The sequence below is a fragment of the Oceanobacillus sp. B139/18 genome, from assembly GCF_055524595.1.
In genome coordinates this window covers 86,129-105,423 of the sequence record NZ_JBVFXI010000001.1, presented here as the reverse complement: position 1 = coordinate 105,423, position 19,295 = coordinate 86,129, and the positions used below count along the sequence as shown (strand labels likewise).

At 38.2% G+C, this 19,295-nt stretch carries 14 protein-coding genes and 1 other annotated feature (1 of these 15 cut by a window edge); of the genes, 3 read left to right on the top strand and 11 right to left on the bottom strand.

Annotated features, from left to right (window positions below; translation table 11 throughout):
* Positions 1-62: 62 nt before the first annotated feature.
* The 3 genes from ACZSMY_RS00455 to spxA all read right to left on the bottom strand — a co-directional run bounded on the left by ACZSMY_RS00455 (position 63) and on the right by spxA (position 2,908).
* A complete protein-coding gene (locus ACZSMY_RS00455; RefSeq protein ID WP_465147394.1) occupies positions 63-1,259 on the bottom strand; it encodes a competence protein CoiA family protein in 1,197 nt (398 codons plus the stop codon).
* Between the two features lie 180 nt (positions 1,260-1,439).
* The gene (gene mecA / locus ACZSMY_RS00450; RefSeq protein WP_042535441.1) at positions 1,440-2,132 is read right to left on the bottom strand and encodes an adaptor protein MecA; all 693 of its coding nucleotides are present in this window, start codon (positions 2,130-2,132) and stop codon (positions 1,440-1,442) included.
* Between the two features lie 380 nt (positions 2,133-2,512).
* The gene (spxA, locus tag ACZSMY_RS00445) at positions 2,513-2,908 is read right to left on the bottom strand and encodes a transcriptional regulator SpxA (protein ID WP_040979700.1); all 396 of its coding nucleotides are present in this window, start codon (positions 2,906-2,908) and stop codon (positions 2,513-2,515) included.
* 426 nt (positions 2,909-3,334) lie between these two features.
* On the opposite strand from spxA, the gene ACZSMY_RS00440 reads away from it, so the two are divergent.
* Both ACZSMY_RS00440 and ACZSMY_RS00435 read left to right on the top strand, forming a co-directional pair.
* Positions 3,335-3,676 (top strand): P-II family nitrogen regulator, encoded by a 342-nt coding sequence (locus ACZSMY_RS00440; protein WP_042535443.1) that lies wholly within the window; start codon positions 3,335-3,337, stop codon positions 3,674-3,676.
* A gap of 18 nt (positions 3,677-3,694) precedes the next feature.
* The gene (locus tag ACZSMY_RS00435) at positions 3,695-5,062 is read left to right on the top strand and encodes an ammonium transporter (RefSeq protein WP_042535445.1); all 1,368 of its coding nucleotides are present in this window, start codon (positions 3,695-3,697) and stop codon (positions 5,060-5,062) included.
* Positions 5,063-5,145: 83 nt separating this feature from the next.
* Here the strand turns inward: ACZSMY_RS00435 and ACZSMY_RS00430 are convergent, their stop codons facing one another.
* From ACZSMY_RS00430 to ACZSMY_RS00405, 6 genes are all read right to left on the bottom strand, one after another.
* The gene (locus ACZSMY_RS00430; RefSeq protein ID WP_042535447.1) at positions 5,146-5,742 is read right to left on the bottom strand and encodes a GNAT family N-acetyltransferase; all 597 of its coding nucleotides are present in this window, start codon (positions 5,740-5,742) and stop codon (positions 5,146-5,148) included.
* Between the two features lie 390 nt (positions 5,743-6,132).
* On the bottom strand, positions 6,133-6,972 hold the full coding sequence (larE, locus tag ACZSMY_RS00425) for an ATP-dependent sacrificial sulfur transferase LarE (protein WP_193064330.1): 840 nt from the start codon (positions 6,970-6,972) through the stop codon (positions 6,133-6,135).
* Between the two features lie 205 nt (positions 6,973-7,177).
* On the bottom strand, positions 7,178-8,428 hold the full coding sequence (locus tag ACZSMY_RS00420) for a nickel pincer cofactor-dependent isomerase, group 22 (protein WP_193064331.1): 1,251 nt from the start codon (positions 8,426-8,428) through the stop codon (positions 7,178-7,180).
* A gap of 154 nt (positions 8,429-8,582) precedes the next feature.
* Positions 8,583-9,587, bottom strand: a complete 1,005-nt coding sequence (gene pdxA, locus ACZSMY_RS00415) for a 4-hydroxythreonine-4-phosphate dehydrogenase PdxA (protein WP_341173119.1) — start codon at positions 9,585-9,587, stop codon at positions 8,583-8,585.
* Between the two features lie 78 nt (positions 9,588-9,665).
* The gene (locus ACZSMY_RS00410) at positions 9,666-10,988 is read right to left on the bottom strand and encodes a four-carbon acid sugar kinase family protein (RefSeq protein WP_465147393.1); all 1,323 of its coding nucleotides are present in this window, start codon (positions 10,986-10,988) and stop codon (positions 9,666-9,668) included.
* A 242-nt stretch (positions 10,989-11,230) separates the two neighbouring features.
* Positions 11,231-13,000 carry a PrpR N-terminal domain-containing protein gene (locus ACZSMY_RS00405; RefSeq protein WP_465147392.1) on the bottom strand — a complete coding sequence of 590 codons (1,770 nt, stop codon included), beginning with the start codon at positions 12,998-13,000 and terminating at the stop codon, positions 11,231-11,233.
* Between the two features lie 1,028 nt (positions 13,001-14,028).
* Here ACZSMY_RS00405 and ACZSMY_RS00400 point away from each other — a divergent pair.
* Entirely contained in the window at positions 14,029-15,402 is a 1,374-nt protein-coding gene (locus ACZSMY_RS00400; RefSeq protein ID WP_042535459.1) for a GntP family permease, read from the top strand.
* 254 nt (positions 15,403-15,656) lie between these two features.
* Here the strand turns inward: ACZSMY_RS00400 and ACZSMY_RS00395 are convergent, their stop codons facing one another.
* Both ACZSMY_RS00395 and ACZSMY_RS00390 read right to left on the bottom strand, forming a co-directional pair.
* Complete coding sequence (locus tag ACZSMY_RS00395; RefSeq protein ID WP_042535461.1) at positions 15,657-17,003, bottom strand: gluconate:H+ symporter; 1,347 nt, start codon at positions 17,001-17,003, stop codon at positions 15,657-15,659.
* 744 nt (positions 17,004-17,747) lie between these two features.
* Entirely contained in the window at positions 17,748-18,974 is a 1,227-nt protein-coding gene (locus ACZSMY_RS00390; RefSeq protein ID WP_042535463.1) for a putative glycoside hydrolase, read from the bottom strand.
* Between the two features lie 211 nt (positions 18,975-19,185).
* Positions 19,186-19,295, top strand: a binding site (T-box leader) (it continues 64 nt past the right edge of the window).

The following is a 19,295-nucleotide window of genomic DNA, read 5'->3' as shown; positions in this document are numbered from 1 at the left end:
CTTTCTGTTTCCAACAACTCTTCCGATGTAAATGTATTAAAGCCATACTGTTTTTATTCTTCTTATTTAGTATAACGAAATAAGGGCGAATCATGCTCGTATTTTGCTTTTTTTTCTGTAAAAAATGGATAAAAAAAGGACTGATCTCCCTGAGCTGCCTGCTCCAGCGAAGAATAACAAATAATTTCTTTCTTAGTCCGCAGAATGGAGGAGGATTGTATGTCTATATATCCGGCACGTTGGATTAACTGAAGGTAATAACTCAATGCATTGGAAAAATCGAAGGTGCCTTTGCCGTAGAAGGAATAAAGTATTTTCTTTACCCGGCCGATATCTGTCCGCTCCCCTGCTTTTAAATCAGCTAACCAAGTGACATACAGCTCTGTTTGCCACTTATAAAACGGAACAGGCACAGCAGCGTAATAAGGAATCGGTATAAAACAGATACTTGGAAGATGCTGAAACAGGTATCCTTTACTGTATAGCCACCTCCGCAGCTGATAGACAGATCCATAAGCTCCCTCCACTTTTATACGGAGACGTTGTACTTCTTTTAACCAGACCTCCGGAAACTTGCCGGGATTCTTTTCTTTGTGAAAGAGATGTTTAAAATGCAGCTTATGAAGCGGGTAGATAAACTGTTTAGCAAAAAGCTTAGAGGTTTGTAGAGGATGTAAATGATGAAGAACAGCCATTTCTGATAGAAACGGGTCGTAAAAAAACAATTGCGGATAATCCTTTTGCGGAGAAGAATGAATAAACGTATCTAAAAAATGATTTGTTTGAAAAGTGCAGGCTCCTTTCCGTTTTAAATATTTCGCTCCGAGAATCCACATGGATTCGATTCCGATTGATTTGTAGCCCTGAATCCTGCTTAAGATTTCTTTCCGCGGGATTCTTGAACATTGAAACTCAACTGCTATTTTCTTTTGGTCAATACAAATAAAAATATCAGCCCTTTGAGAAATTTCAGGAAAATATACTTCTAAATCTGCTCGCATATTAAATCGTGTCAGCCACTGAAATAATTGCAGCTTCCCTCTTGCATGATAAGCTCCTTCTCCTCCCGAAAAAAGACATGCTGTCTGAGGTAAATGGGAAAAATGGGGCACCACCCTTTCTCCCGACCGGATAATCACTCTTTCTTCACAGACAGGACAATAAAAGATATTTTTGTTCTCTTTCCAAACAGCAATCTCTCTTTGCGAATGACGAAATAGCAGAATAGACTCTCCCGTTTTACTCATTGCTCGCTGCAAGCTTTATCACCTCCTATACATATATTATTTCGACAGCGTTTCTGCTTTTCCTGCTTTTTTCTGCTGCTGCATTTTTTCAAACAAATGACTGAATTTGAACACCGCTCCATTGTAACGGCAAAAAAAACATCAAAAAAACCTACAACAAATCGCAGCAAATGATTTCTTGTAGGTTTTATATCAGACATCCTTTGGAAAATAGGTACGAACCTGCTCAAATGCATTGTTTTCCATCAACCTCTTACCGTATTCTTCCAAAAGATGAATAGAAAGGGATGAATCTGATGCGTATTCCAGCACTTGGCTGATGACGTCTTCCTGACGATGTTCATCTAATACATCATAAGAAAATTCCATATATAAATAGTAGTTATCTTTATAGGAATATAACGTCTCTTCTCCAAAATCACTTACATCCTGCAGCTGGTGACTAAGCTGAATCAGATTCTCAAACTCATCAAATTCAACAATAATCCACAAATTCTCTTCCATCAGTTCGTCATTCTTTTCATCTTCGTCTTCTTTTTTATTGTCTCCAAACTTCTCTTCTAAAATATTGTCCAGCTGATCATCTACTGGTAAATCAATATTCCCATCCTCGGTTTCCAGCTCTAAATGTTCACCATTTTTAGAGACCTTCGCTTTCGTAACAACAATTTCAAGACCTTTTTCCATCGCTTGAACTTGTATCCAAAGCGGTCCTTCCGGATTGAAATCCTCACGATAGTTGACTTCATCCATCATCTGCCAGAACAATTGCTCACTTCTTTCCCGATTGTACCAGATTTCTTCTTTTTCAAAACCTAATTCCTCTATATCAACATAAGAAATATAAAATTTAATCGTATTTTCATTAATTCTTTCTATCTCCACAGTAAGCTCCCCCTTCTCATTAAGATAGAATCATCTCCTGCACCTTTATTCTAAACGGATACCTGAGCCGACAGCATATAATTAACGTCTCTATAATAGATGTACCCAAATCAATGTAATCCTAATCATAATCCTTATTTATCACATTGTATGCAAAAATGCAATCCACAAGAAATGAATACGCCCAGTTCCTGTCACTTTTCTGAAAAAACAGATGAGCATCCCTATTAAATACGAATATAGCTATACATTTTATTTAGTTAGTTATTTTAACGTATTTCACGTGTTTTGTCATTTATCAGAGCTTATTTGATTTTCACCATTTTTACCCATAAAGAAAGGCGCAGACATCATCTGCACCTTAACTGACTTATTTATTATTAATTAACCATTCGTTGTGCTTCACGTAATTGGAAGGTTCTAACGGTCCGCGGTAAGAAACGGCGAATCTCATCTTCGTTATAACCAACCTGCAGTCGTTTTTCATCTAAAATTATTGGGCGACGCAATAAACCAGGATTATCCTGTATTAAATTAAATAAATCTTTCATCGGCAGCTGGTCAATATTAACATTCAGCTTTTGAAAAACCTTCGATCTTGTAGAAATAATCTCATCTGTTCCATCCTCAGTCATACGCAATATTTCTTTAATCTCATCAAGAGATAAAGGTTCAGAAAAGATATTACGTTCTGTAAAAGGAATATTATGCTCTTCCAGCCATGCTTTTGCTTTTCTACATGAAGTACAGCTTGGTGAGGTATAAAGTGTTACCATAAAACTTCACTCCTCAATCTAATTTATATTTTCAACATCCACCTAAACTTTATTAAATAATAATAAGTATAATCTGTTCATATGTACTTATTATACACCAAATATCTAATAAAAGGTAGGGGGTGCGATAAAATCATTTATTTAAATTCTCTTACCGCTTCTCACATAGTTTTAAGATTCCCTCATCTAATTGATAATAAACCTTTAAACCACATAAATTTTATTTACCCGATATAAAATTTATAATTCTGCCTGCACTATAAATTATTCCACTTATTATGACGGGATAAACGTCTTTTTTCCTGAAAGCGTTTTAGTCAAAATGTTCTAAAAAAAGCTTGCTATTTTAATAAATACATAATATGATATTAAACATAACTTTATATGTTAGATTTCCTAACATAACTTTAAAAGGAGGAATCCTCATTGAAAAAGGTGGAAGCAATTATACGCCCAGAGAAGTTTCAGGATTTACGAGAAAAACTGTCAGCAATCGGTTTTGACGGCCTGACCGTGACAGAAGTAGCCGGGACCGGCAAGCAAAAAGGCAAAATTGGTGTATATCGCTCTACAGAGTTCGAAGTCACCTTACTATCTAAGTTAAAGGTGGAATTAGTTGTTTCCGAAGAACGAGTCGATGATATAGTCGGCCATATTATCGACGCTTGTAAAACCGGACAAATTGGAGACGGGAAGATTTTCATCTCCCCAATCGAGCAGGTAATCCGCATAAGAACAGGAGAAAGCGGGACAAAAGCAATTTATTAACAGACAGGAGGAAATCATATGTTTAAGAAATCATTTACATTAGCTATCGTATTATTTTTAATAACAACACCCGCATACGCTCAAACACCGACTGTAGAATCATTAGAGCTTTCCATCAATCTTGTATGGGTGATGCTTGGCGCCTTTTTAGTTTTCTTTATGCACGCAGGGTTCGCTATGGTGGAATCCGGCTTTACCCGTTCAAAAAACACATTAAATATCTTAATGAAAAATTTTTTAACCATCTGTATTGCCGCTATTCTATTTTTCGCAGCCGGGTACGGGATTATGTTCGGTTCTTCCGCAGGAACTATTATTGGAACAAATGGTTTCTTTCTAACTGATGTGGAAGATATTGGTTTCTTCGTATTTCAGGCTATGTTTGTCGCAACATGCGCAACAATTATGTCAGGAGCAGTAGCAGAACGAATTAAATTAGGGAGCTATATCCTTATTGTTATTGCCATGACCACTTTTATTTACCCTGTAGTCGGACACTGGATCTGGCAGGGAGATGGCTGGTTAACAGCTCTTGGCTTTAGTGATTTCGCCGGATCTACAGTTGTTCACTTAACCGGAGCTTCTGGAGCACTTATGGTTATTTCCATTCTTGGTCCAAGGATCGGAAAATACAATGGCAAGAAAGTTAATGTTATCCCTGGACATAATTTACCTCTCGGAGCACTCGGCGTGTTTATCTTATGGTTAGGATGGTTTGGTTTCAACGGCGGCAGTACACTAGCGGCTGATCCATCGCTTGTCCCCTATGTTATCGGAACAACCTTGCTATCCACCTCTGCTGCGTTAGTATCTTCCTCCTTCTACACAAAATTACGATTTAAAAAAATGGATGCATCCTTATCCATGAATGGGGTTTTAGGCGGTTTAGTAGGTATAACTGCCGGCGCAGCAGAAATTTCCTTAGGCGGCTCTATTCTCGTCGGGCTGGTTTCCGGTATTTTACTAGTAGAAGCCATCCGCTTTATCGATACAAAACTGCGGTTAGACGACCCTGTAGGAGCAATTGCAGTTCATGGCATCTGCGGAATTTGGGGTACATTAGCTATTGGATTCTTCTCGATTGATACCGGATTATTTTACGGAAATGGTTTCAGTCAGTTAGGAATTCAAGCAATCGGCGTTTCAGCAGTAATCATTTGGGTTTCTGCCACAATTGGAGGATTCACTTATGTATTAAATAAAATCTCACCCATTCGCGTATCTGCTGCAGAAGAAAAAGCCGGACTGGACTTCTCAGAACATGGTTCCAGCGCCTATCATTTTAAAGACAGTTATTTAGAAGGAACTTCAAGCCCGAAGGCACCAATTGGTCTGGCAGAACGTTTAAACCAAAAAACACCTGTTGAAAACCCGACAAAATCTTAATAATCCTTTTCTAAACTTAAAAACACTGCAGAGGAAATACTTCACTCCTGCAGTGTTTTTAAGCTTTCATTAAAGAATCGCCTTTAATTCGATTCTTTCCGTTTTTGCATACCTTCTAAAAGGTTATCCGATTTTTCATCTTCATTATAACGCAATACTTCATCTGAAGGCTGATATTTTTTTCCATAAATCTCTTTGTCCTTGTATGTATGAATATCTTCATACATTTTTTTCATCTGACTATAAATAACTTCCTCTGAATCACCCTGAGGAGACCAATATAAGATTTCCATCGGTGTTTCTTCATCCGTTGCCAGTGATTTGCGGTTATATCCAATCGCTCTTGCATGACGAAAACCTTCACGGGAATAAAACTTTAATCTTTTTTCCGAGTCGGTATCATCATAATTAATCGGTTCCACTTCCAGAATAATCGCCTTATTTTTTTCTTTCAGCTTGTCTATCAGCTGATGACCAATCCCCTGCCCTCTAGTATTCGATGATACCCAGAGATAATCAATAAAAAGAAATGTATCGAATTCCGCATACATCAATACATGTTTTGGACTCTCATCTTTAAAATAGACATCGCCCTTTTCCGCCAGTAAAAGCTCCATATGCTTTTTAGATTTCATCTCTTCTACCGGAAAATAATCGTTCAGCTTTTCATACCAATTCATTCAGGTTGCTCCTTTTCGATTATTATCGTTTCATTATAACCGATTTCATTTTAATTGTGAAATGATAGCAGGAATCCATAATTTCCTTTCTTAACACGACAAGGTTTTGCTGATTTTAGAAAAGCAATCAAAATAAAGCACTTCTCTGTTTATGGTTCCTTCTTTTCATATAATTTCAGATTGCTATAAAATGAAACTTCATTCAGCGGGAGTTTTACAGGCGGTTCTCCGCGATAAAAAAAGAGCAGCCTTCAATCTTTCACAGGCCGCTGAAAAAAGCCCGGTAAAAACAAGCCGTCCAATAACTTTCTTTTGGACTGCGTGATTTTTACCTGCTTTTTTAAGTTCCCTCTTCCAGATGAAAACTGCTTCCTGATTGATTTCGATGGTTTAAGCGTGCGCTGACAGTTTTGTTTCCCATTGATCCTGCTCGATAACTTCATTCATGCTTCCTGTACGGTAGCCAAGCAAATCGACGGATACATAATCAAACCCAAAGCTGACCAGCTTATTTTGGATTTCTTCCTTTTCATCAAGTAATTCCAATATTTTGTCTCCAGCTACTTCGATACGCGCTACATTATCATGATAGCGCACACGCACCTCTTCAAAACCAAGCCCTTTTAAATACAATTCAGCTTGATCGACTTGCTGAACGATTTGTTTGTTTAGCTTCGTACCATAAGGAAAACGAGAAGCCAGGCTGCAGGATGCCACTTTATCCCAAACAGGAAGCTTCAATTCCTTCGCAAGTGCGCGAACTTCTGTTTTATAAAAGTCTGCTTCCTGCAGCACACTGCGGATACCTTCCTCTGTTCTTGCTTTTAATCCCGGACGAAAATCCGCTTCATCATCCATAATCATGCCATCTAAAACGTACGAATAACCCATTTCTTCAGCCAGTTTATTCAGATGTGTGTAAAGCAGTTTTTTACTGAAATACCAGCTCTCCGGATTATTTGCTATAATATCTGGATTTTCCAGTTCTTTCATTTCTGTTTGATGCACATGGACCCCCAGATTTTCAGCTAATTGTACACTGGCTTCAAATTCAGAGTCGCGAAAAAGCTCAGAGTTTACAACCACGGCTAATACATTGTCCCCAAGCTCTTCCTGCGCCCGCTTCAATACAACTGCACTATCTACTCCGCCAGAAAAGGCAACCATTACGCGGCCCATATCCTTCAAAATATTGCCTAAGTGTTTATTTTTTTCTTGCAGATTATTCATTTTTACATACACTCCCCAACAAGCAATTTATTGTTACTGATTTCATCTCAGCATCTTAAACTTCTATTAAAATGTTTTAAATAAACTTCCTTTTGATTATAGACGACAAATAATTTCTTTATCTTTTCCACTTTCATTTTAACATAGCCAACTCGTCCATTCACAATGATTAAAATAAATGAAGTAACCTAACTTGCCTTTCTATTTACATTGGAGGAAAATAGCCCTCTGCATCAAATTCCATTTGATGCAAATCCTCTAATACCTCAATGTTTTCATTCTCTTTCAATTCATTGAAAATCACTTCTGATACAAATAACTCTCCGATATGAAGCGTGTTTGGAATCCGCACGATTCTTGCCTCTTCCGACGGGACGCCCCAATTGGCGCGGAGTGCTGCTTCTAATGCTTTCCGATCACTATCAAGGACGATTGGAATTTTAGCTCTGTCTAAAAATGTACTTGTTACAACGTTTTCATTCATGGCTTTTAAATCAATTACTTCAAATAAACGTTTTGTTGTCAAATCCGCCAGACCAATCCCTAATGCATTCCCATGGCTGGCCTCACTTAATTTAGAAGCAATCACGTATTTGACACTAGGCTTTTCAGGCTCCTCTACTCCCAGCACCCGTATACGGCCAATAATGTTTGTATCCATGCCTGTTCCACTATGATTTTTGCCTATTTCATCAACAACTAATATATCCATCTCATCAACCGGAAGACTAGGCATTAAAGCAAATGCACGTTTTAATAATTCTCTTTCACGTTCTTCAATTTGATTAGGATCAATCGCTTCAATAATCGCGGTTTCTTCATGCGCATTTTCTACAATCGCTATACCAAACAGTGTATTTGAATGACTGATCGCAACCTTGCCAACCTCAGGCATCATATCACGAATTCCTCTGATGCCATGTGTATGAAGCGCTAACGCCTGCTTATGTTTTCCCATACCAATCGATGCCATTTTCAAGATACCACTTTCAATATCCTTTTTAAAATCGGTATGCGGCTTCACACGCCCCATCACGATAATACCATCCGCTTCATATGCATGCCTGTCAACATAAACAGGAATACCAGCTGATGTTTTGCCTACTTCTACAACTTCCATGGATGAACGAATTTCGCAGCCGGTTGACACCTCTGTTACCCCAAGTCCATCAAGTACCTCGATTTGACCTTCCGCAGTAGCTCCGCCATGACTCCCCATCGCCGGGATAATAAATGGTGTTGCACCTCTTTTTTTTATTTCATCCGCTACACCCTTGACAATAAGCGGAATATTAGCAATCCCGCGACTTCCGACAGTAATTGCAATTTCCATGCCGGGTTTGATTTTCTTATCCGCATTCACATGGTTGAATTGCTCTGAAACAGTTCCTGTAATATCGTCCAGACTTTCCACTTCAAATTTTTGTCTAATTTTTGCCATTTTCGGTAAAGACATTGTTTACAGCTCCTTTCAAATTACGTTTATCTAAAATCGATGAAATATTCCCTGTCTTAATGAGGAATTTATTCTTCCGTAACCCCCAGTCTCATACTTGCCAGCTTTTCATGCCAAGAAGCAAGAGGCTGATCACAACCTCTTGCTCAATTTTTTAGGATTCATTTTCTGGGGCTAATTCAACTGCCATACGCAGCGCTTCTTTTAATGACAGCTCGTCAGCAATATTTTTGCCGGCAATATCAAATGCTGTCCCATGGTCAACACTCGTACGGATAGTCGGAAGCCCAACTGTAATATTCACGCCAGCTTCCAGACCTAATACTTTAATCGGGCCATGTCCCTGGTCATGATACTGCGCCACAACGATATCAAAATCACCGCGTTTCGCTCTAAAGAACAGTGTATCTGCCGGAAGCGGCCCTTGCACATTGATTCCTTCAGCCTGTGCTTTTTCAATGGCCGGAATGATTTTTTCTTCTTCTTCCCCGTTACCGAACAGGCCATTTTCTCCAGCATGCGGATTGATGCCGCAAACTGCGATGCGAGGAGATTCAATTCCTGCTTTTTGTAATGTTTCATGCGCAAGCCTAATCACTGTATATTGACGCTCTGCATTATTTTTCTTGATTGCATCCATCAGTCCAACATGAGTGGTTGCGTGAATCACTCTTAAACCTGGCGCAGAGAGCATCATTGCGAAATCTTTTGTATTTGTCAGTTCTGCTAAAATTTCTGTATGACCAGGATAAACATGACCAGCTTTATGAAGTGCTTCTTTGTTTAAAGGAGCTGTACAAATTCCTTGAATTGCCCCTTCATTTGCATAGCTGATTGCCTTTTCCAAGTAGCGGAATGCAGCATTTCCCGCTTCAGGGGAAACCTGCCCCCATGGTAAATCCTCAGAAACCAAATCTAAATCAATAATATCAATTGTGCCATATTCATATACTGCTTCCTCTGGTTTAGTAATGCTGTTTACTTTAAGCTCTACATTTGTTACTTCCAGTGCTCTTTTTAATATTTTTGCATCACCAACTACAAATGGATGGCTTGTTTCATAAATATGTTTATCATTTAAAGATTTGACAATAATCTCCGGCCCCACTCCTGAAGGGTCACCCATTGTAATCGCAATCGTTGGTTGTTTCGCAGCCATAATAAATTCCTCCTAATTATCCTAATCTTTTTTTGCCAAGCATATTGTAATTACCAACCATACACCTGGCGTTATATGTTACTTTTTATTGTTCATCACAGGTCCCTGCACTTTTGTAATTGTTTCAAGGGCCTTGGATAGCGCTTGTTCCGTTCCAAATGCGCCTGCTTTGGTTACAACAGGAAGTCCATCGAATAATCCGCCGAAAAGCTGCCCATAAGGGATACCGGGCTCCACTTCTCCAATCACCCGAATTCCTTCTCCTTTTAATGCTTTACAGGTTGCACCTGAAATGTCGCCGCCGGTTAAGACTGCACCACTAATATCATTCGCTTCAATCAACTGACCAGCAATCATTCCCATGGATTCAGCAATTGTATAACCTACATCAAAGTTTGATAAATCAAGCTCCTGCTTCAGCTGCTTTACTCGATTTCTCGCTTCTTGTCCACGATCCGTTGTTATTACTAAATCCCCTTTTGCCAATAACGCCTGGCCAGACTGAACGATACGATCTATTTCATACTTTCGTTTGTCGTTGTCAAAGAACGCTTCAGGAGAAATAACAATCTCTTCTACATTATTCCCTTTTTTCAAATCATGAATCTGCTGATCGGTAATCATGTTCACACTGCCTGCTACAACCAGTACTGGCGGACGTTCATCTGATTGGTTGCTCTGCAATACCTCTTTCCGGTTACCGCCTGTACTGGAAAGATGAGAGGCTACCCCCGCCGATCCGACCCAGAGAAATTTTTCTTTCAATGCTTCGGCCGCTTCAACAATCGCCTTCAATTCTTCATCTGTTGTTGCGTCAATGACAATAATTTGAGATGAGTTTGTAGCAGTCAACTTCAACATTTTTTCCAGTATATGATCTTTTCCTTTTTGCACATCCGAAATGGAAATCAATTGGATATCCCGTTTACTCTGTTCCTCCAATAATTCTGGAAGGTAGCTCTGCTTTACAGGACAGGAGGGATCATTGGACATTTCCGAGTCTGCTAACAGCACCCCATTCACATAGTGTTTTCCTTCCACCGTTGTCCGTTTGCTTTTCGGAAAGGCCGGTACTACAAAAGAGGTTTTGAATTGAAAGACATCCATTACTGCATCGATTTCCTGACCGATGTTCCCTCTCATTGTAGAATCGATTTTCTTAAAAACGTTTGTTACCCCTAATCTGTTCAATTCTGTAGATAGCTTAAAAACAATATCATATGCTTTTTGAAAATCGAGTGCACGGCTATCTGAATTTAAAACGATGACATCTTCACTTAAATGCGATGATTGTAATTCGGTGTCTGAAAAAAGTACGGTCGTACTTAACCCTCTGTTTGCAAATTGAACACCTGTATCATTTGCACCAGTTAAGTCATCTGCAATCACTGCCAGTTCCAACTCTATTTACCCCCTTCTGAACAATCTCCGTTTTTCTTTTATTGTTTAACTTTTCTTGTATGATATTTATCTTACTTTAATTATAAGGAGGTTGCTTATACACTAATAACGTTTTCATTCATAATGATAAACCAATCCGTTGTATTTTGCAATATATTTTATTTATTTTCATTTCCTTTTTAATAATGTGTTGTATTTAGCATCATATTGTAATTTTATTGTCAAAAATAAAACGCAAGCTGTTATTTCAGCTTGCGCCATAAGGTAGAACGATTGATTCCCAAGCGTTTTGCTGCTCTGGATTGATTCATTCCTTCTTCTTCAAGAACCTTTATGATGACTTGTTTCTCAATTTCTTCTAATGTACCGCTCATATCCACATACGATAACACATCATTCTGCTTTGCTTGTTGTTCTACCCGCTTAAACACAGTATCCACTTCTGTTTTCTCAATATAATAAGATTGAGATTCTAAAAACAATTGTTCAATGACATATTTTAATTGCCCAACATTTCCGGGCCAATCATAATCAATCAGCTGCTCCAGTGCATCGTTGCGGATTCCGACAACTTCATTGCCATATTTCGGATGCAGATCAGAAATAAACACATGAACTAAATACTCAATATCCTCTCTGCGTTCCCGCAGCGGAGGTATATGAATATGAGATTGAGCTAACAATTGAAACAACTCGCGATGGAAGGTGCCATTTTTAATTATTTTTTCCATATTATCCCCAGAAGAAATAAGCCATTGCGGATTCCGGTTATTTTCATTCTGAAGAAATTGCAATAACTCCTTCTGCATGTAAGGTTTCAATTTATCAATATTTTTCAAGAAGAATATACTGTTAGCATATTTTTGAAAAAAGCTTTCCTTCATCAGGTCTTTCCATTGTTCTGCAGTTATCACATCACAGTGCAAGGTAATCAGCGGTTTATCTGCTGTTTGCCTTTTCAAATAAATAGAGTGGACAACCAGTTCTTTGCCATTTCCCTGCTCTCCCGAAACCCAGACCGGGCCGTCAAGTTCTCCGAAATGCTCGATTTGATCCATTACATGATGAATAACATCACTTTTCCCTAAAATTGGAGTACGGGCAACAAAGGTGTGTAATTCAATAACATTGGAATCTATATGTTCACTTTTCGTAATCGTTTGGGGCGAATGTGCATTTTTAAAAAATAAGATGGTTGCGTCTTGAATCGGGCATGTCGTTATTTCCCATAATTTATTATTGATGGAAAGCGTTTTTACTTGCTTCTCATTCGCTAAGGTTGTTTCCTGTATAAGCTTCTTAACATCAGTATTGTCTAACTTTAACCAATGAAACTCATGATAAAATTGCTCATTCCCATAAATCACTTCATTGTCCTGATTAAAAACACCGATAGCCTGCTCTTCACTGTCAAGAATGGTTTCCATAAATGCGATATTCTGTTGCAATCTTGAAAATAAGCGGTAGGATCTTCGTGTCTCTTCCAGAGCGTCTATCACTGCCTCTTTTCCCGATGTAATCAATACTCCGGTCATTCCTAATTGTTTAGCCGTCTGCACAGTGACAACGTCCCCAATTACAACCTCGTAACCATCCTTACTTAATTCCAGTAGTTTTTCTTTTACTTCGCTGTCTCTCGTAATTGTTAATGTTTTAATATCTAAATCCAGCAGTTCAGATATGGTAGCAGCACCTTGGGTAATATTTGAAAATCCCACAATAGCAGCTTTACCGGAAAATCCTTTCACAAGTGTTAAAATTCGCAGCACATCATAGCCGGAAACTTGGATATCTATTACCGGTATCGATACGGCCTCTTGGATCATGGAAGCTGTACCCCCGCGGCTGACGATAACATGATACCCTTCATTTTCAGCATTCTTTGCAATAACCACACCTTCTGACAGGTTACCTAATTCCACTTGTAATTCAATATCCTCTACTTCTTGGCTAACTTCTTTCATCATTTCAAGCAGTCCCTCATACGGGACAATTACTAATACTTTTATCATTCAACTTCACCTTCTGTCGAAAAAATCAAGTTATCGATTTCTTTATTTTTTTAAGAAAAGAGCTTATTTTGTTCCATTGTATCAAGAAAAATTCGGGTAAGTAATCTGAATTCTTATTCTCTATAAAACAAAACTTCATTCAGCGGGGGTTTTACGGGCGGTTCTCCGTGATAAAAACAAATGACAAGATAATTTCCTTGTTTTCATCCATTTGAATAGACGTACCTGCCCTTTCATACACATTTCTTATTTAATTTTTTATCACGCAATCGTTCCTTATGTAACCCCTTTGGTTTATTTTGCATCGAACTCCCGCTAAATGTCCAGTTAAACGGAGATTTAGCTTCTTGATTCCACTGCCAAACTATTGTTTCTGGCTACTACCAATTAAAACATATTTCAACAGTTTCATTTGCATTTTCACCGAAAGCACGAATTTTCTTCACACACCTAAGCAGGCATTGACGTTGAAATGCATTATGTAAAACATTCCTTCCCCTGCATAAAACGAAATTTCATTCAGAGGAGTTTTACGAGCGATTCTCCGTGATAAATGCCCAATCAGAAAACAAGGCATACATATTCATGTTGAAAAAAGTAACAAAATTAATATAAAATATCTACTTGACAAGTTCTGTTGAAGAATATAGAATTCATTACAGCACAATGTGATGCGATAAATAACATTTCTCATTATTTTTTAAAGATTTAATTATTTAATTGAAAAAAGTGTTGCAATTTTGGTAATTCAATATATATTAGAAATCCTGCTGTTCACTTATATACGCGGAGAGGTGCATGAACTTTTATTTTTAAGTTTTATTTAAGCACTTACAATCGTCCGCAAAAGAGGTGATGCACATTCTAATTATATTTTTTTAAATTGAAATCGCATTCTTTTTGCATAAATAACAAATGCTGAATAAAAGTTGCTACATTCTAGAATCAAATGTGCTTTTATGAGAAATGGTATCCATCGTTTTTATTTTTGTTTCAAATGTAAACATTTACAAAGGGGGAGAAATATTATGGAACCATCAGGTATCCAAATGGTTTCCGGGTTAATACTTGGGGTAATTGTACTAATTTTATTAGTTTTAAAGACAAAGATTCACGCATTTCTAGCACTAATCATTGCTGCTTCCATCGCAGGCCTTGTTGGGGGGATGGTCCCAGGCGATGTTGCTGCTGCTATCTCAGAAGGTTTTGGCAGTACGCTTGCATCTATCGGGATTGTCATTGGCCTGGGCGTCATGATGGGACGCATCCTTGAAATTACCGGTGCTGCTGAAACACTCGCTTATTCATTAATTAAATTTGTCGGAAAGAAAAAAGAAGAATGGGCAATGGCGATTGCAGGATATATCATTTCAATTCCAATATTTGTTGACTCTGCTTTCGTTATTTTAAATCCTTTAGTTAAAACGCTTTCTAGAAAAACAGGAAAATCTGTTATCTCCATCGGTGTTGCCTTAGCCGTTGGTCTCGTACTCACTCATACATTAGTTCCTCCTACGCCAGGACCGTTAGGAGTAGCTGGCATTTTCGGAGTAGATATCGGCATTATGATTGCATTAGGCCTTACGCTGGCGATTCCGCTTATGATTGCAGGTGTTCTTTATGCAAAATGGCTAGGAAAAAGAATTTACCAGCTGCCTGATGATTCCGAAGCAGGCTTCACTAGACCAGATCAGCATATGGGTTATCCAGAAATGGTTGAAGTCATTAACGAAAGAGCAAAGGATCTTCCATCTTTTGGACGTTCATTCTTGCCCATTTTAATTCCTATTATTCTGATTTTCTTGAACACAACGCTGGATGCTTTAGAGCTAACAGAAGGTGTTTATGGAATTTTCATCTTCTTAGGTCAACCGATTATAGCCGTTGCACTAGGTCTTATCGTTGCAATCTATGCGCTGGCGGGTAACCGCGGCCGGCTAAATACATTGGAGGAAATGGAAAGAGGAATTCAGGATGCGGGTATAATTCTGCTTGTTACCGGTGCCGGCGGTGCGCTTGGAAACGTATTACGTACAAGTGGAACAGGAGATTATATTGCACAGCAAATTGCTGAACTGCCGCTGCCAGCTATTCTGATTCCGTTCTTCGTTTCGACAATGGTCCGTCTGGTTCAAGGAAGCGGAACAGTTGCTATGATTACAGCAGCATCCATTTCAGCACCGATTTTGGCACAGATGGATGTTAATATGGCACTAGCTGCGTCTGCTGCAGCACTCGGATCTTTAATTTTCTCTTACTTTAACGACAGTTTCTACTGGGTTGTGAACCGTATGTTAGGAATCAAGAACGTGAAAGAACAAATCATGGTTTGGTCCGTACCAACTACAATCATGTGGTTTATAGGATTTATTTGTCTTCTGATTGCCAACATGATTCTTTAACTATAACAAAATGAAGGGAAGGAGAAGTGATTTTTTCCCTCCTCCTTCAACAAACTTATCCCGATTTTTTTCTGCCTGCTGGCATCGTAAAGTGCAAAAAACCAACCATTTATAGAATCAATAAATGGTTGGTTTTTTGTGTTAAATTTAAATAGAAGAATGTAAGAACCAAATTCAGCTGCATACGTTGCCTGCACCTTTCACAGTACTGCCACACTTCTCCGCATCACTTTTATCGGACTAGTTCTGCCTCTTTAAATGATGATATCCAATAATAAAGTACATACTAGACCAGATACAGCTACAATGGTTGAAAGTACCGTATATGTTCCAAATGCTTCTTTTAAGGACATCCCCAGAGATTCTTTAACCATCCAGAAGCCAGCATCGTTTACATGAGAGGCAATGGCACTGCCTGCACCGGTTGCAAGTGTAACGAGTTCCAAGTTAACGTCCGGGATTCCGGCAAGTGATGGAATAACTAACCCTGCAGTAGTTAATGTTGCAACTGTCCCGGAACCTAAACAAATACGTAAAATCGCTGCAATCATCCACGCAAAAAAGACGGGAGACATCATGGAACCTGCAAAGATATCAGCAACGTAATCTCCGACACCTCCATCAATAAGCACCTGCTTTAACGCTCCGCCGCCACCGATGATCAGCAGCAGCATTCCTAATGCGTTAATCGCTGAAGAGCAGGAATCCATTAATTTTTTAACAGGAATATTTCTTCTTATTCCCATCGTATAAATTGCCAGTAATAAAGAAAGTGTCATAGCTGTTGAAGAATTACCAATGAAACGAATCACATTCATAAATAAATTATCAGAAATGCCCAAAGCTGGCTGAATCATATCAACAATCGCACCTAAAGCCATTAATATTACAGGAAACAATGCTGTAAATAAGCTAATTCCAAAACCAGGCGTTTCCTCTAATTTGAACGTTTTCTGGACACCAAACGATTCGCTGCCTTCTCTGGTAAATGCAGTAGGCACAATTTTTTGCGCAAGCTTTGGATATAAAATTCCTGCAATAATTACGGTCGGAATAGCAACAATAATTCCATAAATTAAAACCAACCCAATATTTGCGCCATATTCTGAAGCTACCGCTGTCGGACCAGGATGCGGAGGCAAGAAAGCATGTGTTGCCAGCGCAGCTGTAACCATCGGCAATCCTAATTTCACGATAGAAATTTTTAACTCTTTTGCTATCGAGAATATAATTGGAACAAGTAATACGATGGCTACTTCCAGGAATAAGGCGATTCCAACGATAAATGAAGCAAATAGAACTGCCCATTGAATTCTTTTCTCACCAAATTTGTCAATCAACGTTATCGCAATTCGATTAGCCCCGCCGGAATCAGCAATAAGTCTTCCAAGCATAGCGCCCATCCCAAAGATTAACCCGATGTGGCCAAGCGTTCCTCCTAATCCGTTCTCAATCGATTCAACAACTTCTCCCATAGGCATTCCAAGTGCTAAAGCTACTATAAATGAAACAATAACCAATGAAACAAATGTATTTAATTTAAATTTCATAATAAAAATAAGTAATAAAAGTACCCCTAGTGCAACAATTAATAATGGCATCTGTCTGTCCCCCTGATGTAAGTTTTAGCAGTTCTATTTGTTTATGATAAAGATGTTGTAATTTTTAATTCTCTATAAATGACATCATGATAAGCTTCTGCGGTATACGCTTTCAACAAAAATACAAATTTGTTTTTTCTCCTTGAATGAGAGTGCTTACAAACGAAATAGATTAAAATGGAAAGTCCATTTATTTTAATCTATGTTCCTCATTTGAAAATCACATACCGCCGGAATATAGAATGAATCAGAAACCTTCCCCTTCTGATGTCAAAGATATAAATTCACAACACTTTTCTTTTTCACTGCCTGAAATAGTTTAGATATTACTTTAATTGTTGTTTTTGGCAACAAAAAACATTCTATACTTTGTGTATATTATTGTCAAGAGAACAAACACTATTATTATGTTGGTTTTTGCGACAGTTTCTATTTTTTGTTAGATTAAGTTTCAAGTTTCGTGTGTAAGAAAATAAGCAGGTGTGGCGGATACATAAAACGAATTTCACTCATTAGGAGTTTTACGGACGGTTCTCCATGATTAAAGTGTGATGAGATCGAAGCAGTGCACAGATTTAGATAAAAGAATGGAGTCAGCAAGAATATTCATCGAAGAAATAAAAACAGCCCGACACTGTTCAAAATTCCGGTGTCAGGCTGTTCCAATATCATTTGATTTTTGATTTTTTATTTTTTTCTTATTTACTCGGTCGAGCAGTTTTCATTCATCCTGGAGCTTTTCCATCAGTCTTCTTTTCCAATTAAATAATCTACATTTTCCGTATAGGTATTACCTGCATTCCACAACAGGAATTCATTAATATCATTTTCATATAATGCTTGTATTTGTGCTTCTACTTCTTCTTTGCCATATTCAAATGTCGGTCCGCTGTATAACCATGGCGCACTAAAATCCTGCAACCATGGACGAGATACAGGCGGTTCATCCAAAGCACCCAAAACTTCATTTTCTACTTGGGAATATTCATCGACAAGAGCATATGGTTCTTCATCTGGATTAGAAAGTCCAAAATAAGAACCCCAATGGCTTGGATAAATCATAGATGAAATAATATCTACATTCTCAGAGATTTTTGAGAAGTTTTGGCCAATTCCCGGTGTTTCCTCTATCGTTGCTGCATACCCGAAAATATCTACGGATACATCAACATCATAATCGCTTAGTTCTTCACGGGCATAAGCAACAAAATCAGTCACTGCTTCGACACGCTTTTGAACATTATCCATATCTAAATCTGCATAATCCCCCATGGAATATTCTAAATCCTCATCTCTATTTTCAAAGCCCTCCGGATATCGAACATAGTCAAATTGTATTTCTTTAAAGCCCATTTCTGCGGCCATTTTAGCTATTTCTACATTGTATTCCCATACTTCTTTTTCAAAAGGATTCACAAATGCATGACCGCTGCCGTTTGTCCAAACTTCTCCATTTTCTTTAAAAGATAGATCAGGACGGGCTTCAGCTAAAATATTATCTTTAAAAACAACAATACGCGCAATTGGATAAATTTCTTCTTGCTCTAATCGTTCCATCATTGCATCGGGGTCAGAAATAAATGTTGTGCCTATTTCTTCATACACTGATCCTTCCTCAGGGGCAAATGTGATATGTCCGTAATCCTCTTTCACATCGATTACCATTGAATTTAAATCTGTGGAAGATACTAAATCTATTAAACTTTCCATTTTTTCTCCGCCGGCTGAATTACCAGTAACATAGATTCCCCGTACTGCATCCGGATATGTAAAATTATAATCAGACGTAATAACAAAGCGGCTAAACCGTTGGGAAGTATCTATTTCTTCTAAGCTCGTAGACCGCTCTTTATGCGATTTTGCTACTACATCCGCGCCATCTTCTGCATGAACTTCATTTGCTTGCCCCAGACCGACCAATGCTGCACCAGCAACAACAAAAGCCGTTACCAGATTCCTCCATTTTTTCATCCAATCAATCTCCCATTTGAATATATTTTATTACTAGTATAAATGAAGGAAGGAAGTTTTTAAAAGGAAAACTCGTAAAAAGTGGAAAAAAGTTTTATTTTGTAGGTAAATATACATCCAAAAAAATATCGCTGGCTATTTTGTCGATTTTCTTATGTATAGGTTACTTGCAATTTGTTAAAAATAAACTTATAATAAACTTAATTTAATAGCAAAAGCATTGAAGAAGATATAGTACATCTTTCCCCCTGATTTAAGAGAGCTTGTGGTGCTGAAAACAAGTATCATGGGAAGGTGGAATTGGGCTTTGGAGCTTTATTT